This is a genomic window from Janibacter melonis, assembly GCF_020567375.1.
GTDB classification, from domain to species: Bacteria; Actinomycetota; Actinomycetes; order Actinomycetales; family Dermatophilaceae; genus Marihabitans; species Marihabitans melonis.
Window position 1 is genome coordinate 963,590 of record NZ_JAJBZM010000002.1, and the last position, 18,679, is coordinate 982,268.

Here is an 18,679-nt window from a genome sequence, read left to right on the forward strand (position 1 = left end):
GCATACCCCCGGTTCGGAGCGCTGCCCGGTGCGGTTTGGTCGTGCCCGCCAGGGGTGCGAAGGGGGCAGCACGCCGCACGCCCCCGTCGGGCGACGGGGGCGTGCGGGACGTGCAGGTGGGTGGCGCTAGCCGAAGAGGACGACGGCCGCGATCGTCGAGACGACGAGGCCGGCCATCACGGGCAGGAAGCACATCCGGGCCAGCTCGAGGACGTTGACCCGGGCGAAGCCGGCGACCGCGATGAGCGAGGACCACGCGACGAGCGTGCCGCCGCCGGACCAGATGTTGCCCATCTGGCCGACCGCCGCGAGGGTCTCGGGCGAGACCCCGACGACGGGACCGAGGCTGCCGGCGAAGGCGCCGGTGAGGGGCAGCCCGGAGAAGCCCGAGCCGTCGAGGCCGGCGATGAGACCGATGAGCAGGATGCCGAAGGCGGTGACGAAGCCGTTCTCGGGGATGTGCTGCTGGAGGTTGAGCACGACGTCGAAGAGCAGGTTCGGCCCGGTGACGCTCCCGTCGGCGGCCGGAGCCACCCCGAGGATGGTCCCGGAGAAGTCGCCGTTGCCGATGAAGAAGAAGCCGGCGATCGGCAGGACGACACCCATCGCCTTGAAGGCGAAGACGAGGCCGTCGGTGACGTGCTCGGCCGAGCGCTCGAGGAAGGTCGAGCGCCCCTCGGCGAAGGTCGCGAAGAAGATCGTCATCGCCGCGATGCCGCCGACGAGGGCAGCCGCGTCGCCACCCTTGAGGCTGTCCTCGCTGCCGCCCTGCGACAGGCTGTAGACGAGGTAGGCGATGAGCGCGGCGTAGGCCACCGGCACGAAGACGGCGAAGAAGACCGAGGTGCGGCGCTTGACGCCGGGCACCCCCGCGACCTCCTCGTCGGGCTCGACGGGCGCGTCGAGCACCCCGACCGAGCCGACCCCTTCGGGTCGACCTCCGCCGAGCTCGGTCTCGCGCAGCGCGACGCCGTGACCGGTCGTCGGCGCGTCGACGACCTCGGTGTTCTTCGCGATCGCCTCGCTGTCGGTGAGCTCCCACTCGGTGAGCAGCTCCTGGCTCGCCGGGCGCATCTTGCGGATCTCGAGCAGGTAGCCCATGACGAGAGCGATCCCGCCGGTGATGAGCGAGAGCACGAGCGCGCGGTTGGCGATGACGTCGGCGTTCGCGTTGGCCGCCGTCGCCGACAGGCCCGGCGCGACGCGGATGACGTAGTCGCTCGACAGGGCCATGCCCTGACCGGCGACCGCGATGGCGAAGCCGGCGGCGAGGGGCCGCAGGCCCGCACGGATGGCGACCGGCACGAGGACTGCGCCGATGAGCGGGACCGCCGGCGTCGGCCAGAAGAAGAGCGAGATGAGGTAGGTCGCGACCGCGATCGTCCAGAAGGACAGGTGCGCGTTGCGCATGACCGGGCGGAAGGGCGTGACCATGAGCTTGTCGGACCCGAGCGACTGCAGCGCCCCGAGCATCGCGGTGACGAGCGCGATGATGAGGAAGATGTTGAAGAGCTCCTTCGCCGCCACGAGGCTGGCGTTGAAGATCGCGGCGAGCGCGTCGGGCAGCGAGCCGGTGAAGGCGAGCGCCGTGAGCATCGTGAAGAAGACGGCGGGGACGATGATGTTCTTGCGGGCCAGCATCGTCGCGAGGATGGCGACGATGCCGACGACGTACACCCAGTGGGCGAGGGTTATGTCGATCATGCGGGGAGTGCTCCTGACCAGGGAGGGGCGGTGCTGCTAATAGCCGGCAAGCCTGCCGAGACGTCGTCCGGGTGGTCTACGTCAGGGATGCACAGGCAAGCGCGTGAATTACTGTGCAGGTGTCCTCTTACGGCGATGTTTCGGCGAGAGGATCGTGAGCGTGAACTCCGCTGACGCGGGTCCGCAGGGGAGCGAAGGGAGCACCGTGCCGAGCAGTGACGTGCCGGGCCGCCGGTCGGCCCTCCTCGCCGTCGGCGCCCTCCTCCTCGTGACGATCATCGGCACGATGTCGAACAACATCGTCAACGTCCCCCTCCGTCAGGTCGCGGCGGACTTCGACGAGCCCGTCGCCTACGCGGTGCTGTGCGTCAGCGCCTTCAGCCTCATGCTGGCCATCACCCTGCCCCTCACCGGCTGGCTCGGTGACCGCTTCGGGCGCAAGCGGGTGCTCGTCGCCTTCCTCGCCCTCATGTGCGCCTCGCAGCTGGCCGCCGCGCTCGCGCCGAACCTGCCCTTCCTCATCGGCACCCGGGCGCTGCAGGGGCTGGGCTGCTCCGCGATCCCGCCGCTCGTCATGGGCATCCTCATCGTCGTCTACCCCCAGCAGCGCGGCCGCCTCATGGGGGCCTGGGCCGCCGCGAACGGCGTCGGCCAGGCGCTCGGACCGCCGGTCGGGGGGATCGTCGCGGACGCCTTCGGGTGGCGGGCGATCTTCGTGCTCGTCGCCGTGCTCACCGGCATCGCCCTGGCGGTCATCTCCGCCGCCGTGCCGCGGGTCGAGCCGCGCGAGGCGCCCTTCCACGTCCCCGGGGCCGTGCTGCTCACCGGCGGTGCCGGCCTCGTCCTGCTCGGGGCGACGCTGCTCAGCCAGCCCGTCGTCGACCGCCGCGTCGACGTCGCGCTCGTCGTCCTCGGCGTCCTCCTCCTCGCAGGCTTCGTCAGGGTCTCCTACGGCAATCCGCGGGCGCTCATCCCCCTTCGCCTCATCGGGGAGGTGCGCTTCTTCCGCAGCTGCTTCGCCGCCTTCGCCCAGATGTTCATGCTCGGTACGAGCCTCGTCGCCGCACCGCTCGTGCTCACCGGTCCGATGGGGCTCAGCCTGAGCCAGGCGGGGGTCATCTTCTTCGCGCTGCCCGTGATGATGGCCGTCTCGGCGCCGCTCGTCGGACGGGTCGCCGAGCGGTGGTCGCCACGCGGCGTGCTGCGCCTGGGGCTGCTCGGGGTCGTCCTCGTCGCGCTCGCCAGCGCCGTCGTCGTGAGCGCCGAGGTGCCGCCGCTCGTGCCGCTCGTGCTCTGCCTGCTCCTCGCGGGCGTCGCGATGGCGATGGTCCAGACGCCGGCGGCCACCGGGGCGACGCGCTCGCCCGCGGGAGCGATCGGATCCGGGCTGGGTCTTTTCAACCTCACCCGCTTCGCGGGCTCGACGGCCGGCGCGGCCTGGGTGGCGATGATCGCGCCGTCGGGGCGGATGGGCGTGATCTTCGTCGGGGCCGCGGTCGTCGGGCTCGTCGCGCTGGGCGTGACCTTCGCCGGGCGCACCCCGGCGCACGAGCCCGACGTCGTCGCCGTCGCGGCCTGAGTCAGCCCGACTCGACGGAGTCGCCGACGGCGTCAGCGGTGCGCGCGAGCAGGTCGAGCTTGAGGGCGAGCCACACGGCGAACTGCGTCTCGGGGTCGCGCAGGTCCTGGGCGACGGCCTTCGAGGCCCGCTCGAGCTTGTAGAGCATCGTGTTGCGGTGGACCTGGAGGTCGCGGGCGGCCTGGGTGAGGTTGCCGCCGGCCTCGATGTAGGTCTCCACGGCCTCGTCGAGGTCCCCGCTCGCCTCACGAAGGGGGGAGACGAGCTCGTGCGCGTAGGCCCGGCCGCGCGGGTCGAGGGCGAGGTCGAGCAGGGTGGCGTAGACCCTCATGTCGGTGAAGCCGGCCGGCTCGCCGACCCCGAGCTGGGCGGCGAGGGCGAGGGCGATGCGCGCCTCGCGATAGCTCTCGTTGATGCGCATCGCCCCGTCGACGGGGCGGCCGTAGGTGACGAGGATGGCCCGGTCGGTCTCGGGCTGGAGACGCCGGTGCAGGGCGGTGGCGTAGCCCGCGAGCTCGCTCGTGCCGTTGTCGTGTCCGGAGCGCCGGGCGGGGGCCACCTCGCGCACGACGGCGATGACGTCGCCGACGACGGCGGACAGGGCGGCCCGCTCCTCGGCGCCGCGCAGGCGCAGGGCCTCACGGGCCATGTTGGCCAGGCGCTGGGGCGAGTCGTTGTCGGCGATGAGGCCGCGGGCCTGGAGCACGACGACGCCGTAGCGGCGGTCGACGGGGAAGCGGCGGTGCGCCGCTCGGGCGGAGAGGTCGGCGGAGTTCGAGAAGCGGCCGTGGAGCAGGGCGTGGACGAAGTTGCCGCGGGCGCGCTCCTCGGCGCGCTCGACGCTGCGGGTGCGCAGCATCTCGGTGGCGACGATGCCGACGGCCTGCTGGAGAGCGATGGTGCGCGTCGCGACGTCGTGCCCGGCGGGCTGCGGGTCGTCGTCGACGAGGACCAGCCAGCCCTCCGAGCGCTCGGCGACGCTCACCTCGGCGCTGAGGACGTGCACGGGGATCCCCTTCGCCTCGGCCTGCTGCTCGTGGACGAGGTGGTGGTCACTGCTCAGGGGGGCGGGCCGCCCCGGGTGCGCCGTGACCTGCCGGGCGATCGAGCCCGCGGTCGTCGAGTCGAGCCAGGGCTCCTGGTCGCGGGCTACGGCGTGCAGCGAGCTCGTCGCGTCGAGGAAGGCGACGGCGCAGCCCGTGAGGCGCTCGAGCTGCTGGCAGATCGCCTCGACGCCGCTGCCGCGGTGCAGGTGCACGGCGAGGGTCTCGTGGACGCGGGTGGCGTAGCGCAGGACGTGGCTCTCGTGGGCGAGCGCGAGCTGGGCGACGAGCCGCACGACGGCGTCGACCGACGCGCCGGCGCGGAAGCCGACGACCGGCAGCGGCGAGCCGGGGCCGGCGGCTCGCCAGCGCTCCTCGTCGGGCTCGCGGACGAGGACGGCGACCGCGCCGCGACGGGCCAGCGGGTCGAGGTGCGCGGGGGAGAGGTCGCGGTCGTCGCCGACGACGACGGTGCGGTGCAGGTCGCTCTCGTTGGCGAGCACCTCGAGCGCGGGCCGGGCCCAGTCGACGACCGCGTCGTCCGGCCCGTCGAGGATCGGGCAGGCCGAGCGCAGCAGCGGCTCGGCGAGGACGGAGCGCAGCGTGACCTGCTCGGCGGCGCCGTCGACGGGGGTCTCCCTCATCTGTGCAGTGTAGCCAGGCAGACCCGGCGAAGGTCATGCATTGTGACCATTGAGGACGGCTCGCGAGTAGGCCAGGCTCGAGGGGTCAGACCCCCCCCATCGCAGCGAAGGACTCTCATGCACCGCATCTACCGGATCACCCTCGACGACGCGTTGCCCGTGCTCGAGGCGGCCCGCGCCAAGGCGGACGAGATCGGGGTCAAGCAGACGCTGTGCGTCGTCGACGAGAGCGCGAACGTCATCGCCCTGCACCGCATCCCCGGCGCCCGGCTCACCGGCGTCGACATCTCCATCGCCAAGGCCTTCACCGCCGCCGGCCACGAGCGCCCGACGCACAAGTTCAACGAGGGCCCCGACGGCCCCGCCCTGCCCGGCAACGAGGCCTTCGGCATCAGCCACATGCTCCCGGGCAAGTTCGCCATCTTCGTCGGCGGCTTCCCGCTCGAGTTCGACGGCCAGATCGTCGGCGCCATCGGCGTCTCCGGCGGCAACGGCGAGCAGGACAAGGCCGTCGGCGCAGCGGCGATCGAGGCCTTCGCGCGGCACATGGAGCAGAATCCTCCGGCGTGAGCGCGACCACCGGTGACCGACCCGCCCCTGCCCCCGCCCACCGAGCGAGCCCCCGTCCGCTCGGCGAGTGGAAGCAGGAGATCCTGCGGGTCTACAACCAGGTGAACAAGGAGGTGGCCGGCCTCGGCGTGACCCGTCAGCGGGTGCACGTCGAGGACGACCACCTCCTCGTCGTCGCGACGCACCACCGCCTGCCGGCGCTGGCGACGATCACGGCCGCCGACCCCTCGCTCGGCCGTCGCGCCGACGTCGCCGTCATCGACGCGGGCAAGGCCCTGCTGCGGGCCCGGCTCGTCGACGAGCTCGGCATCGGGGTCCTGTCCGTCCTCAAGGACTACGACCCCGTGGCCGAGGTCGCCGCCACCGTCGTCCTGCTCGCCGCCCCGCTGCCGGTGACCGGCCGCGGCGCCTCCCGGGGGCCCGACGACACCGTTGTCGGCACGCCCCCCATGTGCTAGACATCGCCTACCTCGCCCCGTGACCGCCGTCAGGCCGGCCACCGGGCTGGTCGGAGCATCACCACGAACGGCCGGAAGACCTTCGCCCGAAGACGCTTCCCCGCCCTCGCCGGTGGCGGGCCCCACGGGTCCGCGTGCTGCCGCGTGCACCCGCACGTGACGCTCACCCGCGCAGGAAGGCCGAGATCGTGGACCACCACCGCACCCCCGCCCCGTCGCCCCGAGGCGGCCCCCGATGACCGAGCACGCCCACTGGGTCTACGTCGCAGGCGTCGTCCTGCTCCTCGTCCTCATGGCCGCCCGGCGCTCCGTCGTCGTGCCCGCCGTCCTCGCGACCGCGCTGACGGCGTGGGCCTTCACCGGGTCCCCCTTCGCCGCCGTCGCCGCGCCCTTCAACGCCCTCACCGTCGCGACGACCGAGCTGCTCAACATCTTCCTCGTCCTCGCGGTCGTCGGCGCGATGACCGGCGCGCTGCGGGGGATGCACGTCGACACCCTCATGCTCGAGCCGCTCACACGGGTCATGCGCAACGGGCACCTCGCCTTCGCCGTGCTCTTCGTCGCCTCGTACGTCATGTCGCTCGTCCTGTGGCCGACGCCCACCCTGGCCATCCTCGCCGCCGTGCTCGTGCCGGCTGCCATCGCCGCCGGTCTCACGCGGCTCGGCGCGGCGATCGCCGTCGCGCTCTCGGGGCAGGGCATGGCCCTCGCCTCCGACTACGTGATGGGGGTCGCGCCGGACATCACGGCGAGCGGGGCGGACCTCGACGCCGGGGTCATCGCCGACCGGGCCCTCCTGCTCTCCTGGGTGGTCGGGGCCGTGGCGGTCGCGCTCGCCTACCTCGTCACCGAGCGTGGCCGGCTCGTCGCCCCCGCGACGACGCGTCGGCTCAGCGAGCCCGCTGAGATCGCCGGCGCGGTCTCCGCGGGTCTCACCCGGCGCGAGACGCACCCGGAGACCGCCCTGCCGCAGCTCGGCGGCAGCGCCGAGGACGCCCCGGAGGTCCGCGAGACGTCACCGCGCCGGCGCCGCGCGGTCGCCGTGCTCGTGCCCCTCGCCTTCGCGGCGATGGTCCTCGTCCTCGTGCTCTCGCGCTTCACCGACCTCTTCCCGGCGGTCCCCGACCTGTCCGGCGCGGCGCTCGTCGCCGGGGTCGGCCTGGGCGTCCTCGTCCTCGTCTGCGCCGTGAGCGCCCACTCGCCGCTCGAGGCGGTCTCCGAGCACCTCGTCGACGGCCTCGTCTTCGCCTTCCGGGCGATGGGCGCGATCCTGCCGGTCGCGGGCTTCGTCCTCATGGGCGTCGGGGACTTCTCCGGCCGGGTGATGTCCCTGCCCGACGGGGTCGAGACCCCGGCCTTCCTCTTCGACGTCATCCGCTCGATGCAGGAGCACGTGCCCTCCGTCGGCGTCGCCACCTGCCTGGCGCTCATGGTCGCGGGGATGCTCATCGGCCTCGACGGCTCGGGGTGGGCGGGTCTGCCGCTCATCGGGTCGCTGTCGGCCGCGCTCGGGCCGGAGTCGGGCATGGACCCCGAGACCCTCGCCGCGATCGGTCAGAACGCCGCGTCGTGGACAGGCGGCGGCACGCTCGTCGTGTGGTCCTCGCTCGTCGCCGTGGCCGGGGTGACGGGTGTGCCCGTCGCCGAGCTCGTGCGCCGTCTCTTCGTCCCTGTCGTCTCCGGTCTCGTGTGCGCCACCCTGCTCGCGTCCGTCGTCCTGTGAGGAGCACCATGACCACCCCTTCCGTGACCACGACCACCACGACCGAGCCGCTCGCGCTCGTCGTCGTCGACATGCAGCGGGCCTTCCTCGACGCGTCGGTCGGCTTCCGCTTCGCCCCCGCCGCGCTCGACGTCGTCGAGCCGGTCAACGCGCTGGCCCGCCGGGTGCGCGCGGCGGGCCTGCCCGTCGTCTGGGTCCTCACCACGAGTCGGCCGGGCACCGAGGACTGGCCGAGCCTGCGCCGGCTGCTCGGCGACGAGGCGATGGACCGTCGCACCGGCGTGCTCGAGGAGGGCTCGTACGGGCATGCGTTGTGGCCGCAGATGGACGTCGCGCCACAGGACGCCGTCGTACGCAAGTACCGCTACAGCGCGATGGCCGAGCCGGGCGGCGAGCTCGAGGGCTTCCTGCGCGCCCGGGGCATCCGTCGGGTCGCGGTCGTCGGCACCCAGACCGACGTGTGCTGCGACGCGACGGCGCGCGACGCGATGATGGCCGGGATCGACGTCGTCCTCGTCGAGGACTGCCTGGCCGCCGAGACGCCCGAGCGGCACGAGGCAGCGCTCGTCAGCCTGGCGGCAGCCTTCGCCGAGGTCGTCACCTCCGACGAGCTCGGCGAGCAGCTGGCCCGGTCGGCTGCGCCCGGAGCAGAGCGGTGAGCTCGACCTCGACCGGGGCGTCGCCGGGCAGGCTCGCGACGCCGACGGCGGAGCGGGCGCACAGCCCCCGCTCGCCGAGGTGCTCGACGATCGCGTCCGTCGCGGCGTCGGCGACGGCGCTGTGCTCGGTATACCCGGGCACGGCGTTGACGTAGACCGTCATCCGCAGCAGGCCGGCGACCGCGTCGAGGTCGCCGGCCTGCGACAGCACGGCGACGAGCGCGTTGCGCGCGGCGATCGCGGCGCCCTCTCGGGCGCGGTCGAGGTCGACGGCGCCGCCCACCTGCCCGGTGACGACGAGCGTCCCGTCGACCCGCGGCGTCATGCCGGCGGTCGTCACGAGGTCGCCGGCCCGGCTCGCGGGGACGTAGCGGCCCTGCGGGCGGGGAGGTGCGGGCAGCGGGGTCACCATGTGATCGCCATGCCTTCCATGCGGGGGTCGGCGCCGGCGGAGAGCACGCCGGTCGTCGGGTCCTTCGAGATGGCCATGGCCGAGCCGCCGGGGCCGAAGACCTGCACCGGGGTCTCGACGACGTCGTGGCCGTCGGCGCGCAGCCGCGCGATGGTCTGGGGGTCCAGCCCGGCCTCGACCCGGATCTGGGCGGGCGAGCCGACGACGTCGGCGTCCGAGCCCGGGAAGACGCTGAGCCGGGGGAGCGACACGGCCTGCTGGGGGTCGAGCCCGTGGTCGACGAGGTGGCTGAGCACCTGCATGTTCCACTGCACCTGGCCGTCCCCTCCGGGGCAGCTGCCGACGTGGCGCAGCCCGTCGGCGTCGTCGGCGACCCACGCGTTGAGGGTGTGCAGGGGCTTGCGCCGGGGCCGCACCTCGTTGGGGTGGCCCTCGACGAGGTAGGCGCCGCGGCCGAGCCGGTTGCCGAGGACGACGCCGGTGCCGGGCACGGTGATCCGGGCGCCGAAGGTGAAGGCGAGGGAGTGGATGAAGCTCACGGACCTCCCTTCGGCGTCGACGCAGACCATGCTCGTCGTGTCGCCGTCGGGGGAGGCGGGGACGGGTCCGGCCGTCGTCAGACCCGCGCGCTGACGGGCGACGCGCTCGGGGTCGAGCAGCTGGCGCCAGGCGTCGGTGTCGCTCCCGACGAGCGCGTACCGGTCGTCGAAGGCGGCCCGGGCTGCACCGGCGAGCGCGGCCACCGAGGCGGCGTCGAGCAGGTCGCCGTCGGCGAGCAGCCCGTCGAGCAGGGCGGCCTGGTGGAGCATCATCCAGCCCGCCGAGGGCAGCGGCGTCTGGTGCACGGTGAGCCCGCGGTACGTCCCGGTGATCGCGGGGGCGGGCTCGACCTGGGCGCCGAGCGCCCACTCTTGCCCGCTGAAGGGGGCTCCGCCGGCGCGCAGGAAGTCCAGCGTCCGCTCGGCGAGCTCGCCCGTGTACATCGCGAAGGGGTCGTCGGCCAGGACGTCGAGGGTGTCGGCGAGGTCGCGCTGGTGGAGCAGCCGTCCGACCTCCGGCACCCGGCCGTCGGGCAGGAAGCAGGCCGCGGTCGACGGGTCTGCGGCCAGGGGCTCGCGCCGCTCGGTGATGTCGTAGCGGTTCTTCGCCGTGCACGCGAAGCCGTGCCGGGCGAGGTCGATGCCGCGGGCCCACAGCTGTGACAAGGGGCGGGTGGCCTCCCGGGCGAGGACGCCGAGCGCCGCGGGGGCGCCCGGCACCGTGACCGACAGGGGGCCGGTGAGCGGGATCGAGGTGTGCCCGCGGTCGCGGAAGAAGGCGAGGTCGGCCCCGTCGGGGCCGTACCCGCTCCCGCCGACCGTCCACACGCGGCCGTCCGGCTCGCGCACGACGGCGAAGGCGTCACCCCCGATGCCGCACTGGCCGGGCAGCGCCACCCAGCTCACCGCGGCCATCGCGAGCGTCGCGTCGACCGCTGTCCCGCCCTCGGCGAGGACGCGCGCGCCCTCCGCCGTGACGAGCGGGTGGCTCGCGCTCACCGCGGCCTGCCGCCCGAGGACGACCTGCTTGTCCTGGGCGACGGCGGCGACGGGGGAGGGCATCAGTCGCGCGGCTTGCGACGGCGCGGGCCGCCGTGCTCGATGTCGGCCTGGCTGACACCGACGTAGATCTCGCCCTCGTCCTCGCGCACGGGGTAGACGGCGATCGGCTCGGTGGCCGGCGGGTAGATCGGCTGCCCGCCCTCGAGCTCGAAGACGCTGCCGTGGCACGAGCAGCGGATGCCGTCGTCCTGGAGCTTGCCGCTGCTCAGCAGGCAGTCGAGGTGGGTGCAGTAGTTGCTCGTCGCGTACGCCTTGCCGCCGAGGCGGGCGACGGCGCACTCGAGCTCGTCGACGTAGAAGCGGCGCACGTAGCCCTCGGGGACCTGCCCGCTGCGGCACACCTTGTGGAAGACGACCTCCGTGCTGGCGGCGTCGGTGGACTGCTCGATGTTCTCGGTCATGGGGGCCTCGCGATCAGGGGGTGAAGTAGACGGTCTTGTCGGTCGTGTAGAAGGTCATCATCGAGGCGCCGGCCTGCTCCTTGAAGGTCTGCGTCGACGAGTTCTTCATGCCGCCGAAGGGGGCGTTCATCGCCATGCCGTTCGTCGCCTGGTTGACCTTGACCAACCCGGTCTCGACGTCGTCGGCGAAGCGGATGGCCTGGCCGATGTCGGAGGTCACGAGACCGGCGGAGAGGCCGTACTCGGTGTTGTTGACCACCCGTACCGCCTCGTCGTACGAGCCGACGGTGATGAAGGCGAGGACGGGGGAGAAGATCTCCTCCTGCGCGAGGGCCGACAGCGGGTCGACGTCGCGGAAGATCGTCGGCCGCACGAAGTACCCGCCGCCGGCGGGCTCGGCCCGCTCGTCACCGGGGGTGACGAGCCGGGCGCCCTCGGCGGCCGCGCCGTCGACGTAGTGCTGGAACTTGTCGACCTGGGCGGCGTTCGCGAGGGGGCCGAAGGTGACCCCGTCGTCGAGACCGTTGCCGACCCGGGCGGCCTCGGCGACCTCGGCGAGACGTCGCACGAGCTCGTCGGCGACGGCCTCGTGCACGACGACGCGCGAGGTGCCGGTGCAGGCCTGCCCCGAGAGCCCGAAGGCCCCCTTCGCGATGATCCCCACCGCGCGGTCGAGGTCGGAGGTGTCGAGGACGACGAGGGCGTTCTTGCCGCCCATCTCGAGCTGGGTGCGCACCTCGGGCCCGCTCACCTCGTGGATCGCGGTGCCGACGGCGGTGGACCCGGTGAAGGTCACGGCGTGCACGTCGTCGTTGGCGACCATGGCCCGGCCGACCTCGGCGTGGCCGTGGACGAGGGCGAGCGCGCCGCCGGGGACGCCGGCCTGGACGAGCGCCTCGACGAGGCGCTGACCCATGAGGGGGGTGACCTCGCTGGGCTTGAAGACGACCGCGTTGCCGGCGGCGAGCGCCGGGCCGAGCTTGCGCGAGGGGATGTTGAGGGGGAAGTTCCACGGCGTGATCGCGGCGACGACGCCGACCGGGCCGCGGCGGGTGAAGACGAGCGAGCCGTCGCCGGTGGGGAAGGTCTCTCCCGTCATCCGCAGCGCCTCGCCGGCGAAGAAGCGCAGGTTCTGCGGGGTGCGCGTGGCCTCCATCCGCGCCTCGGCGAGGGTCTTGCCCTCCTCGCGGACGAGCTCGACGGCGAGCTCCTCGGCCTGGGCGGCGAGGATGTCGGCCGCGGCGACGAGGACGTCGGCCCGCTTCTCCGGCGCCGTGGCCGCCCACTCGTGCCGGTGCTGGGCGAGATGGGTGATCGCCTCGTCGACGTCGGCCGCGCTGGAGCACGGGGCCACGGAGACGAGCTCGTCAGGTCGGGCGGGGTTGGTGCGCTCGAAGGATGCCCCTGAGCCCGGCCACACCCACTCCCCACCGATGAAGTTGCCCTTGAGTCGGGTCACGTCGCCGCTCCTTCCAGTGCGTCGAAGAGGTCGCGCTCGGGGTCGGCGAGGAGCTCGCGGGGGACCTCGAGACGCATGGTGACGAGCTCGCGGGCCAGGCCCACGGTGTCCTCGTCGTTGAGGGCGAAGACCGCCGCGACCGCGCCGTCCCGCAGGAAGAACGCCGTGAAGCGCTCGCCCTCGAGGTCGCCGCGCACGACCATCTCGTCGTCGGGCCGGGGGTGCCCGACGCCCTGGAGGTTGGCGCCGAACTGGTCCGACCAGTACCAGTGGGCGTCGCTGTTGGTCGTCTGGACGCCGAGCATCGACTGGGCGGCGACGGAGGCCTGCTTGCTCGCGTTGTCGAAGTGCTCGACGCGCACGCGGCCCTCGGCCTGGGGGTGCTCCTGGCAGGCGACGTCGCCCGCGGCCCACACCCCGGCCATGCTCGTGCGGCAGCTCGCGTCGACGAGGACGCCGTCGCCGCAGGCGATGCCGGAGCGCTCGGCGACCTCGGTGCTCGGGACGATGCCGATGGCGACGACCGCGAGGTCGGCGCGCACCTCGCCCGCGCTCGTCGTGACGACGACGCCGTCGGGCTCCTCGCGCAGCGACTCCACGCCTGTGCTCAGGCGCAGGTCGACGCCGTGCTCGCGCTGCAGCCGTGAGCACACGGCGCCGAGCCGGTCGCCGAGGGCGCGCTGCATGGGCTGCCCGGCCGCCTCGACGACGGTGACCTCGAGGCCTGCGTCGCGGGCGGTCGAGGCGATCTCGGCGCCGATGAAGCCGCCGCCGACGACGACGAGCGAGCGGGCCGAGGCCATCGCGGTGCGCAGGCGGTCGGCGTCGTCGCGGGTACGCAGGTAGTGGACCCGCTCGCCGGCCGGGGCGCCGGGCAGCTCGCGGGGGGTCCCACCGGTGGCGAGGAGGACCGCGCCGGCGGGGATGCGCTCCCCGTCGGCGGTGACGACGACGAGAGACCCGGCGGGTCCCCCTTCGCCCTCCTCGACGCGCTCGACGGTCACGCCGGTGCGCACGGTGACGTCGTTGCCGTCGGTCCAGTCCTGCGGCAGGAGGTCGACGCTCGCGGCGGGGTCGGCGAGGTAGTCCTTCGACAGCGGCGGGCGCTGGTAGGGGCGGTGCGGCTCGCCGGCGAGGACGAGGACCGGGCCCTCGTACTTCTTGCGGCGCAGGGTGCGCACGGCGACGGCCGCGCACTGCCCGCCGCCGACGACGACGACGCTGCTCGGGTGGGCGCTCATGCCGGCACCAGCCCCGAGAGCTCGGTCTTGTCTGCGGGGTCGAGGCTCACCGCGATGGCGCCGTCGTCCGAGACGCGCACCGCGTAGGTCGGCTGGCAGCCGTCCTGGTCGTCGGGCTCGCCGGTCTCGGGGTCGAACTTCCACTGGTGCCCGGGGCAGATGACCTTGCCGAAGAGGAGGGTGCCCTTGCTGAGGCGGCGCTCCTCGTGGACGCAGATGTCGTTGAGCGCGTAGACCTTGCCGCCGACCCAGAAGAGGGCGACGGGGGTGCCGTCGACCTCGACGGCCTTCTTCTTGCGCAGGCTGAGGTCCTTGACGCTCGCGACGTCGTGCCACTGGCCCATGGGGTGCTCCTCGGTGATCTCGGGGCCGGGTACCGGCCGAAGGGTGCGACGAGGGCGGGCGCCGTGACCCGGCGCCCGCCCTGTCGGCTCGGTCAGGCGGCGACCCGACCGAGGTCCTCGGCGACATAGCTGTCGTAGAGGGCCTTGGTGTAGCTGAAGCGCATCTCGGCGCCGATCCGCACGTACTCGAGGCAGCGCTGCTGCAGCTCGGGGGTGTCGGCCCCCTCGAGGACGATCTGGTAGCCGCGCTCGCCGTGCACCTCGTCGGAGGTGATGTGGAGGTCGAAGAACTCGATCTCGTCCTCGTCGAAGCCGTACGTCTCACGCAGGGGGACGATCTGCTTCTTGTAGATCTGCGGGACCTGCGACTCGAGGCCGACGATGAGCGCCGCCGTCGCGACGACGTAGTGCTCGCGGGAGGCGACCATGTAGCACCACGCCTGCAGGCCACGGGTCACGGCGTTCATGTTGCTCGGGTCCTCGACCCGCTCCTTCGTCGTGCCGCAGACCTCTGCGAAGCGGATGAGCAGGTCGGTGTGACGGATGTCGGCCAGCTCCTCCTCGTACATGTTCTGCAGGAGGAAGTCCTTGGCGTCCTGGTGGGTCTCGGGGGTGTTGGCGTACACCAGCCCGAGGTAGTCGGCGAAGGGGCCGACGTAGTGGTAGTGGTTCTCCGCCCAGCGGGCGAAGTGCTTGCGCTCGAGCTTGCCGTCAGCCCAGGCCTGGCTGAACGACGCGGTCGAGGCCTCGCGGCCCTTGATCGCGTCCTCGAGCGCGGCGCGGAAGTCTTCCTTCGACAGCAGATCTGCCATGACGATCACCTTTTCCTCGACGTCTTCACGGGGGCCGGTGCTCTCGCTGCGGCCCTGGTGCGATACGACGACGCTAGGTGCGGCCGGGGGGTCGTCACCACGGTCAAGATGCACACGAATACGGCCTGATCGTCGTGCACATCCACCCGACCCCGGCGCGCCCGGGTTTGGGAGCATGCTCGGGTGAGCACACCCGAGAGCACCCGTCCCGCCGACCCGCTGCCGGCGCCGCCCGCGAGCGAGGACGCCGAGCGTCGCGCCGCCGGCGAGCAGCTGCGCGCCGGCCTCGTCGTCGTCCTCGCGATCGCCAGCGGCGCGACCGACGCGCTGGGCTTCCTCGCGCTGGGCAACGCCTTCACGAGCGTCATGACGGGCAACATGGTCCTCTTCGGCGTCGCCGCCGCCCACGGCGACGGGTCGGAGATGCTCCTCACCGCGGTCGCCATCGGCGCCTTCGTCGCGGGCGCCGCGATCGGCGCCCGGATCGCCGGCGCCGCCGCACCGGGCGACCCGGTGTGGCCCCGCGCCGTCACCGTCGCCCTCGTCGTCGAGCTCGTCCTCTTCGCCGGCGTGAGCATCGCGTGGTGGGGCTTCGGGGCCGAGCCGCCCCGGGCCGCCTTCCTGCCGATGCTCGCCGCCGCGGCGGCCGCGCTCGGCCTGCAGTCGAGCGCGATCCAGCGCTTCGGCGTCTCGGGCCTGTCGACGACCTATCTCACCGGCACGCTGACGACCGTCGTCATCCGTCTCGTCTCCGGGCACGGCGTGCGCGCGGTCCGGCACTCGGCGCTCATCCTCCTCGGGCTCGTCGTCGGCGCTGCGGCGATGGCCGGCCTGCTCGCGAGCGTGCCGATGCTCGCGCCGGTGCTGCTCGTCGGCACCGTCGGCTCGGTGCTCGTCGTCGTGCTCCTGCGCCGGGCGCTGGTGCACCGATGAGCCGCCACGTCGCACTCGGCGAGCTGCACCGCTTCGCCGCAGATGCCCTGCGGGCCGTCGGCATGTCCGTCGAGCACGCGGGCTGGACCGCGGACGGCCTCGTCTGGGCGGACGCGCACGACCTGCCGGCGCACGGGGTGTCGAGCAAGCTCGTCCAGTGCGTCGCCCGGGTGCGCGCCGGGGGCACCGACGCCACCGCACCGGTCGTCCCCGTGCTCGAGCGCCCCGCCTACGCGGTGCTCGACGCGTGCGACGGGTGGGGCCAGGTCGCCGGGACGGACGCGATGCGTCGCGCGGTCGCCAAGGCCGGGGCGCTCGGCGTCGGCGCCGTCTCGGTGCGGCGGACCTCCTCGGCCGCGGCGATGGGCTACTACGCCGACCTCGCGGCGTCGGCCGGCATGCTCGGCATCGCCGTGACGAACGGCCCGCCGCTCGTCGCCGCCCCCGGCGGCACCCGCCGCGTCGTGAGCAACATGGGGCACGCCGTCGCGGCCCCCGCCGGCGAGCACGGACGGGTCCTCTACGACACCGCGACGACGACGATGTCGACGGGGCAGATGGACCTGCACCGCGAGCGCGGCGAGGAGCTGCCCGAGGGCGTGCTGCGCGACGCGCAGGGCGAGCCCACGCGCGATCCCTCGCTGTGGTCGACCGGGCTGCTCGAGCCGATCGGCGGGCACCGCGGCTTCGGCCTGAGCATCGCCCTCGAGCTGCTCACGGGGGTGCTCGCCGGCGGCGAGCGCTTCGGCGACGAGGTCGGCCTGCCGACCCGGCACGACGAGACCCAGGGCGTGAGCCTGATGATGATCGCCGTCGCGCCGGCCGAGGGCGTCGACCTCGCCGCCCGGGCCCAGGAGCTCGTCGACCGCGTCGTCGGGAGCGGGCCGGACGCGCGGACGCCGGGGTTGCGGGCCGTCACCGCCGCCGCCCGGGCCGAGTGGGAGGGCGTGCCCTACGGCGACGAGCAGCTCGAGCGGCTCGGCACCCTCGCCGACGAGCTCGACGTCGCCCCGCTGGGGGTCACGAACCCGGCAGCGGGCTGACCCCGGCGCTCAGCCCGCGTCGAGCCGGGTGAGCGTCGTCTCGTAGGAGAAGTCGACCTCCGCCGGGGTCGTCGTCCCGCTGATCGGCGCTGCGCTGCTCGGGCGCGGCGTGCACGAGAGCGGGATGTGCCCCTCGGCGGCGAGCAGTCCCGAGGTCGGGTCGAGCCCGACCCAGCCCGCTCCGGGCACGTAGGCCTCGGCCCACGCGTGCAGCTCGGCGCTGTCGCGCGACGGGCCGTCCTCACCGGGGGTCTGGAGCTGCAGGAGGTAGCCCGAGGCGAAGCGCGCGGCCAGGCCGGCATGACGGAGCACCGCGACGAGCAGCCACGACGAGTCGCGGCAAGAGCCCACGGCGCGCTCCAGCGTCTCGTGCGGTGCCTGCGTCCCGGGCTCCATCCGGGTCGAGTAGGCGACGTGCACGCGCACCGCGCGGTTGAGGCGGACGAGCAGCTCGACGACAGGCAGCTCACCCCCTTCGTCCCCGATCGCCCCGGCGATCGTCGACTCGACCCATGCGGTCGACTCCTGCGACAGGCCCGACCCTCGCGGCCCGTCGTCGACGGGCTGCAGGTAGGCCCCGAGGTCGTCGCGGAGGTCGGCCGGGTAGGCGAAGGGGGCGGTGCTCGCGTAGTCCTCGACGAAGAAGTCGAAGGGGTTGACCGGCGTGAGGTCGGCGACGAGGTCGACCGTGACCTCGAGCTCGTCGGCGGGGGCGGTGAAGACGACCTGGCCGACCCACCCGCCGAAGGGGTCCTGGTGCCACCGCAGGACGTGCTCGGCCGGCTCGACCCGCAGCTCGTAGCCCGAGACCGGGGTGCGTGCGTGCGGCGCGGGGCGCAGGCGGATCGCGTGGGGGAAGAGGTGGACCGGCTCGGCGAAGCGGTACGTCGTGCGGTGGTGCAGGGCGGCGCGGGTCGTCACGGCCTCCACCCTAGGGTCGGGCCGACCCATCCCCTGGTCTGATGCCCACGCCCAGGTCGGCGGGGGAGGATCAGGGGCATGACGCAGCAGGCCTACCCGCAGATGCAGCCCGCACCGCAGTGGACCCCGCCCGCCCCGGCCCCCCCGGTGCTCGCCGACGGCGCCGAGTACCACCTCGCGCTCACCGGCCCGGGGCAGTCGTGGTGGCGGCCGGTCGTCGCGCTGCTCACCGTGCTCGCCGGCTTCCTCGCGATCACCATCGGCTTCGGGATCGTCCTCGTCATCGGGCTCGTCGTCATCTCCGGGGGCGACCTCGACGCCGTCCTCGCCGACGAGAGCGCGATGCTGCGGATGGACGACCCCTTCGTCTTCGCGACGCAGAACCTCATGCTCGCCGCGCTCATCCCGCTCGCCGGCCTGACGACCTGGCTCGTGCACCGGGTGCGCCCGGGCTTCCTCTCCTCGGTCGTCGGTCGCTTCCGGTGGGGCTGGGCCGGCTGGTGCGCCCTGCTCCTCGTGCCGCTGTGGGGCGGGTACGTCGTCCTCGTCAGCGCCGTGCTGCCGACGAGCGCGGCCGGCGGCGGGCTCGGCGACGCCGCGCAGCGGCCCGAGCACTGGGTCCTCCTGCTCGTCCTCATGCTCCTCACGACGCCGCTGCAGAGCGCGGGCGAGGAGTACCTCTTCCGCGGCTGGATCATGCAGCAGATGGGCGCCGCCTTCCGCCACCGCTGGGCCGCCCTCGTCGCGTCGGTCCTCGTCTCCTCGGCGCTCTTCGCCCTCGCCCACGGCTCGCTCGACGTGTGGGTGCTCCTCGACCTCATGGGCATGGCGACGGGCATGGTCATCCTCACCTGGCGCACCGGCGGCCTCGAGGCGGCCGTCGTGCTCCACGCGGTGAACAACCTCTTCGCCATCGGCTACGCGATCCTCTTCGGCGACCTCGCCGCGAGCTTCATCGACACGAGCACGACGAGCACGTGGGCCGCGACGCTCGTGTCGTGGGTCGCCGTCGCCGTCGCGACGACCGCACTGCTCCTGCTTGCCCGGCGCCTCGGCGTGCAGCGCACCGTCGTGCCGCGCCCGACCGCGCCGGCCCCGGTGGCTCCGCCCCAGCCGGCCTGGCGCTGAGGGC

18 protein-coding genes are annotated in these 18,679 nt (G+C 73.6%); 8 read left to right on the forward strand and 10 right to left on the reverse strand.

Annotation, left to right across the window (positions count from 1 at the left end):
- Positions 1-126: 126 nt before the first annotated feature.
- A complete protein-coding gene (locus LIV55_RS10825) occupies positions 127-1,704 on the reverse strand; it encodes a hypothetical protein (protein WP_191564939.1) in 1,578 nt (525 codons plus the stop codon).
- Positions 1,705-1,864: 160 nt separating this feature from the next.
- Here LIV55_RS10825 and LIV55_RS10830 point away from each other — a divergent pair, with 160 nt between their 5' ends.
- Positions 1,865-3,283, forward strand: coding sequence for an MFS transporter (locus LIV55_RS10830; protein ID WP_229300186.1), 1,419 nt, complete (start codon positions 1,865-1,867; stop codon positions 3,281-3,283).
- A gap of 1 nt (position 3,284) precedes the next feature.
- Here the strand turns inward: LIV55_RS10830 and LIV55_RS10835 are convergent, their stop codons facing one another.
- Entirely contained in the window at positions 3,285-4,970 is a 1,686-nt protein-coding gene (locus LIV55_RS10835; RefSeq protein WP_229300187.1) for a PucR family transcriptional regulator, read from the reverse strand.
- A gap of 117 nt (positions 4,971-5,087) precedes the next feature.
- Here LIV55_RS10835 and LIV55_RS10840 point away from each other — a divergent pair, with 117 nt between their 5' ends.
- From LIV55_RS10840 to LIV55_RS10855, 4 genes are all read left to right on the forward strand, one after another.
- Positions 5,088-5,540 carry a GlcG/HbpS family heme-binding protein gene (locus LIV55_RS10840; protein WP_229300188.1) on the forward strand — a complete coding sequence of 151 codons (453 nt, stop codon included), beginning with the start codon at positions 5,088-5,090 and terminating at the stop codon, positions 5,538-5,540.
- Positions 5,537-5,998 (forward strand): Na-translocating system protein MpsC family protein, encoded by a 462-nt coding sequence (locus tag LIV55_RS10845; RefSeq protein ID WP_229300189.1) that lies wholly within the window; start codon positions 5,537-5,539, stop codon positions 5,996-5,998. Before LIV55_RS10840 ends, LIV55_RS10845 begins: the two co-directional genes overlap by 4 nt.
- A gap of 235 nt (positions 5,999-6,233) precedes the next feature.
- Entirely contained in the window at positions 6,234-7,721 is a 1,488-nt protein-coding gene (locus LIV55_RS10850; protein ID WP_229300190.1) for a hypothetical protein, read from the forward strand.
- 23 nt (positions 7,722-7,744) lie between these two features.
- A complete protein-coding gene (locus tag LIV55_RS10855) occupies positions 7,745-8,380 on the forward strand; it encodes a cysteine hydrolase family protein (RefSeq protein ID WP_229300191.1) in 636 nt (211 codons plus the stop codon).
- Here the strand turns inward: LIV55_RS10855 and LIV55_RS10860 are convergent.
- The 7 genes from LIV55_RS10860 to LIV55_RS10890 form a co-directional block, all read right to left on the reverse strand.
- Positions 8,319-8,792 carry a RidA family protein gene (locus tag LIV55_RS10860; RefSeq protein ID WP_229300192.1) on the reverse strand — a complete coding sequence of 158 codons (474 nt, stop codon included), beginning with the start codon at positions 8,790-8,792 and terminating at the stop codon, positions 8,319-8,321. The genes LIV55_RS10855 and LIV55_RS10860 overlap by 62 nt on opposite strands.
- The gene (locus LIV55_RS10865) at positions 8,786-10,393 is read right to left on the reverse strand and encodes a gamma-glutamyltransferase family protein (protein WP_229300193.1); all 1,608 of its coding nucleotides are present in this window, start codon (positions 10,391-10,393) and stop codon (positions 8,786-8,788) included. The genes LIV55_RS10860 and LIV55_RS10865 overlap by 7 nt, the downstream gene beginning before the upstream one ends.
- Positions 10,393-10,794, reverse strand: coding sequence for a Rieske (2Fe-2S) protein (locus LIV55_RS10870; RefSeq protein WP_201464767.1), 402 nt, complete (start codon positions 10,792-10,794; stop codon positions 10,393-10,395). The genes LIV55_RS10865 and LIV55_RS10870 overlap by 1 nt, the downstream gene beginning before the upstream one ends.
- A 13-nt stretch (positions 10,795-10,807) precedes the next feature.
- Positions 10,808-12,253: an aldehyde dehydrogenase family protein gene (locus LIV55_RS10875; RefSeq protein ID WP_123092572.1), complete on the reverse strand. Its 1,446-nt coding sequence runs from the start codon at positions 12,251-12,253 to the stop codon at positions 10,808-10,810.
- The gene (locus LIV55_RS10880) at positions 12,250-13,494 is read right to left on the reverse strand and encodes an NAD(P)/FAD-dependent oxidoreductase (protein WP_229300194.1); all 1,245 of its coding nucleotides are present in this window, start codon (positions 13,492-13,494) and stop codon (positions 12,250-12,252) included. The genes LIV55_RS10875 and LIV55_RS10880 overlap by 4 nt, the downstream gene beginning before the upstream one ends.
- Positions 13,491-13,838 (reverse strand): Rieske (2Fe-2S) protein, encoded by a 348-nt coding sequence (locus LIV55_RS10885; protein ID WP_123092570.1) that lies wholly within the window; start codon positions 13,836-13,838, stop codon positions 13,491-13,493. The genes LIV55_RS10880 and LIV55_RS10885 overlap by 4 nt, the downstream gene beginning before the upstream one ends.
- Before the next feature lie 92 nt (positions 13,839-13,930).
- Complete coding sequence (locus LIV55_RS10890) at positions 13,931-14,650, reverse strand: iron-containing redox enzyme family protein (RefSeq protein ID WP_123092602.1); 720 nt, start codon at positions 14,648-14,650, stop codon at positions 13,931-13,933.
- A gap of 183 nt (positions 14,651-14,833) precedes the next feature.
- Between LIV55_RS10890 and LIV55_RS10895 the strand changes: the two genes are divergently transcribed.
- Together LIV55_RS10895 and LIV55_RS10900 are read left to right on the forward strand one after the other, a co-directional pair.
- A complete protein-coding gene (locus tag LIV55_RS10895; protein WP_229300195.1) occupies positions 14,834-15,583 on the forward strand; it encodes a DUF1275 family protein in 750 nt (249 codons plus the stop codon).
- Positions 15,580-16,626: an Ldh family oxidoreductase gene (locus LIV55_RS10900; protein WP_229300196.1), complete on the forward strand. Its 1,047-nt coding sequence runs from the start codon at positions 15,580-15,582 to the stop codon at positions 16,624-16,626. Before LIV55_RS10895 ends, LIV55_RS10900 begins: the two co-directional genes overlap by 4 nt.
- 9 nt (positions 16,627-16,635) lie before the next feature.
- On the opposite strand, the gene LIV55_RS10905 is transcribed toward LIV55_RS10900, so the two are convergent.
- On the reverse strand, positions 16,636-17,547 hold the full coding sequence (locus LIV55_RS10905; RefSeq protein ID WP_229300197.1) for a transglutaminase family protein: 912 nt from the start codon (positions 17,545-17,547) through the stop codon (positions 16,636-16,638).
- A 78-nt stretch (positions 17,548-17,625) separates the two neighbouring features.
- Between LIV55_RS10905 and LIV55_RS10910 the strand changes: the two genes are divergently transcribed.
- Positions 17,626-18,675: a CPBP family intramembrane glutamic endopeptidase gene (locus tag LIV55_RS10910; protein ID WP_123092567.1), complete on the forward strand. Its 1,050-nt coding sequence runs from the start codon at positions 17,626-17,628 to the stop codon at positions 18,673-18,675.
- The last annotated feature ends 4 nt before the right edge of the window (positions 18,676-18,679 follow it).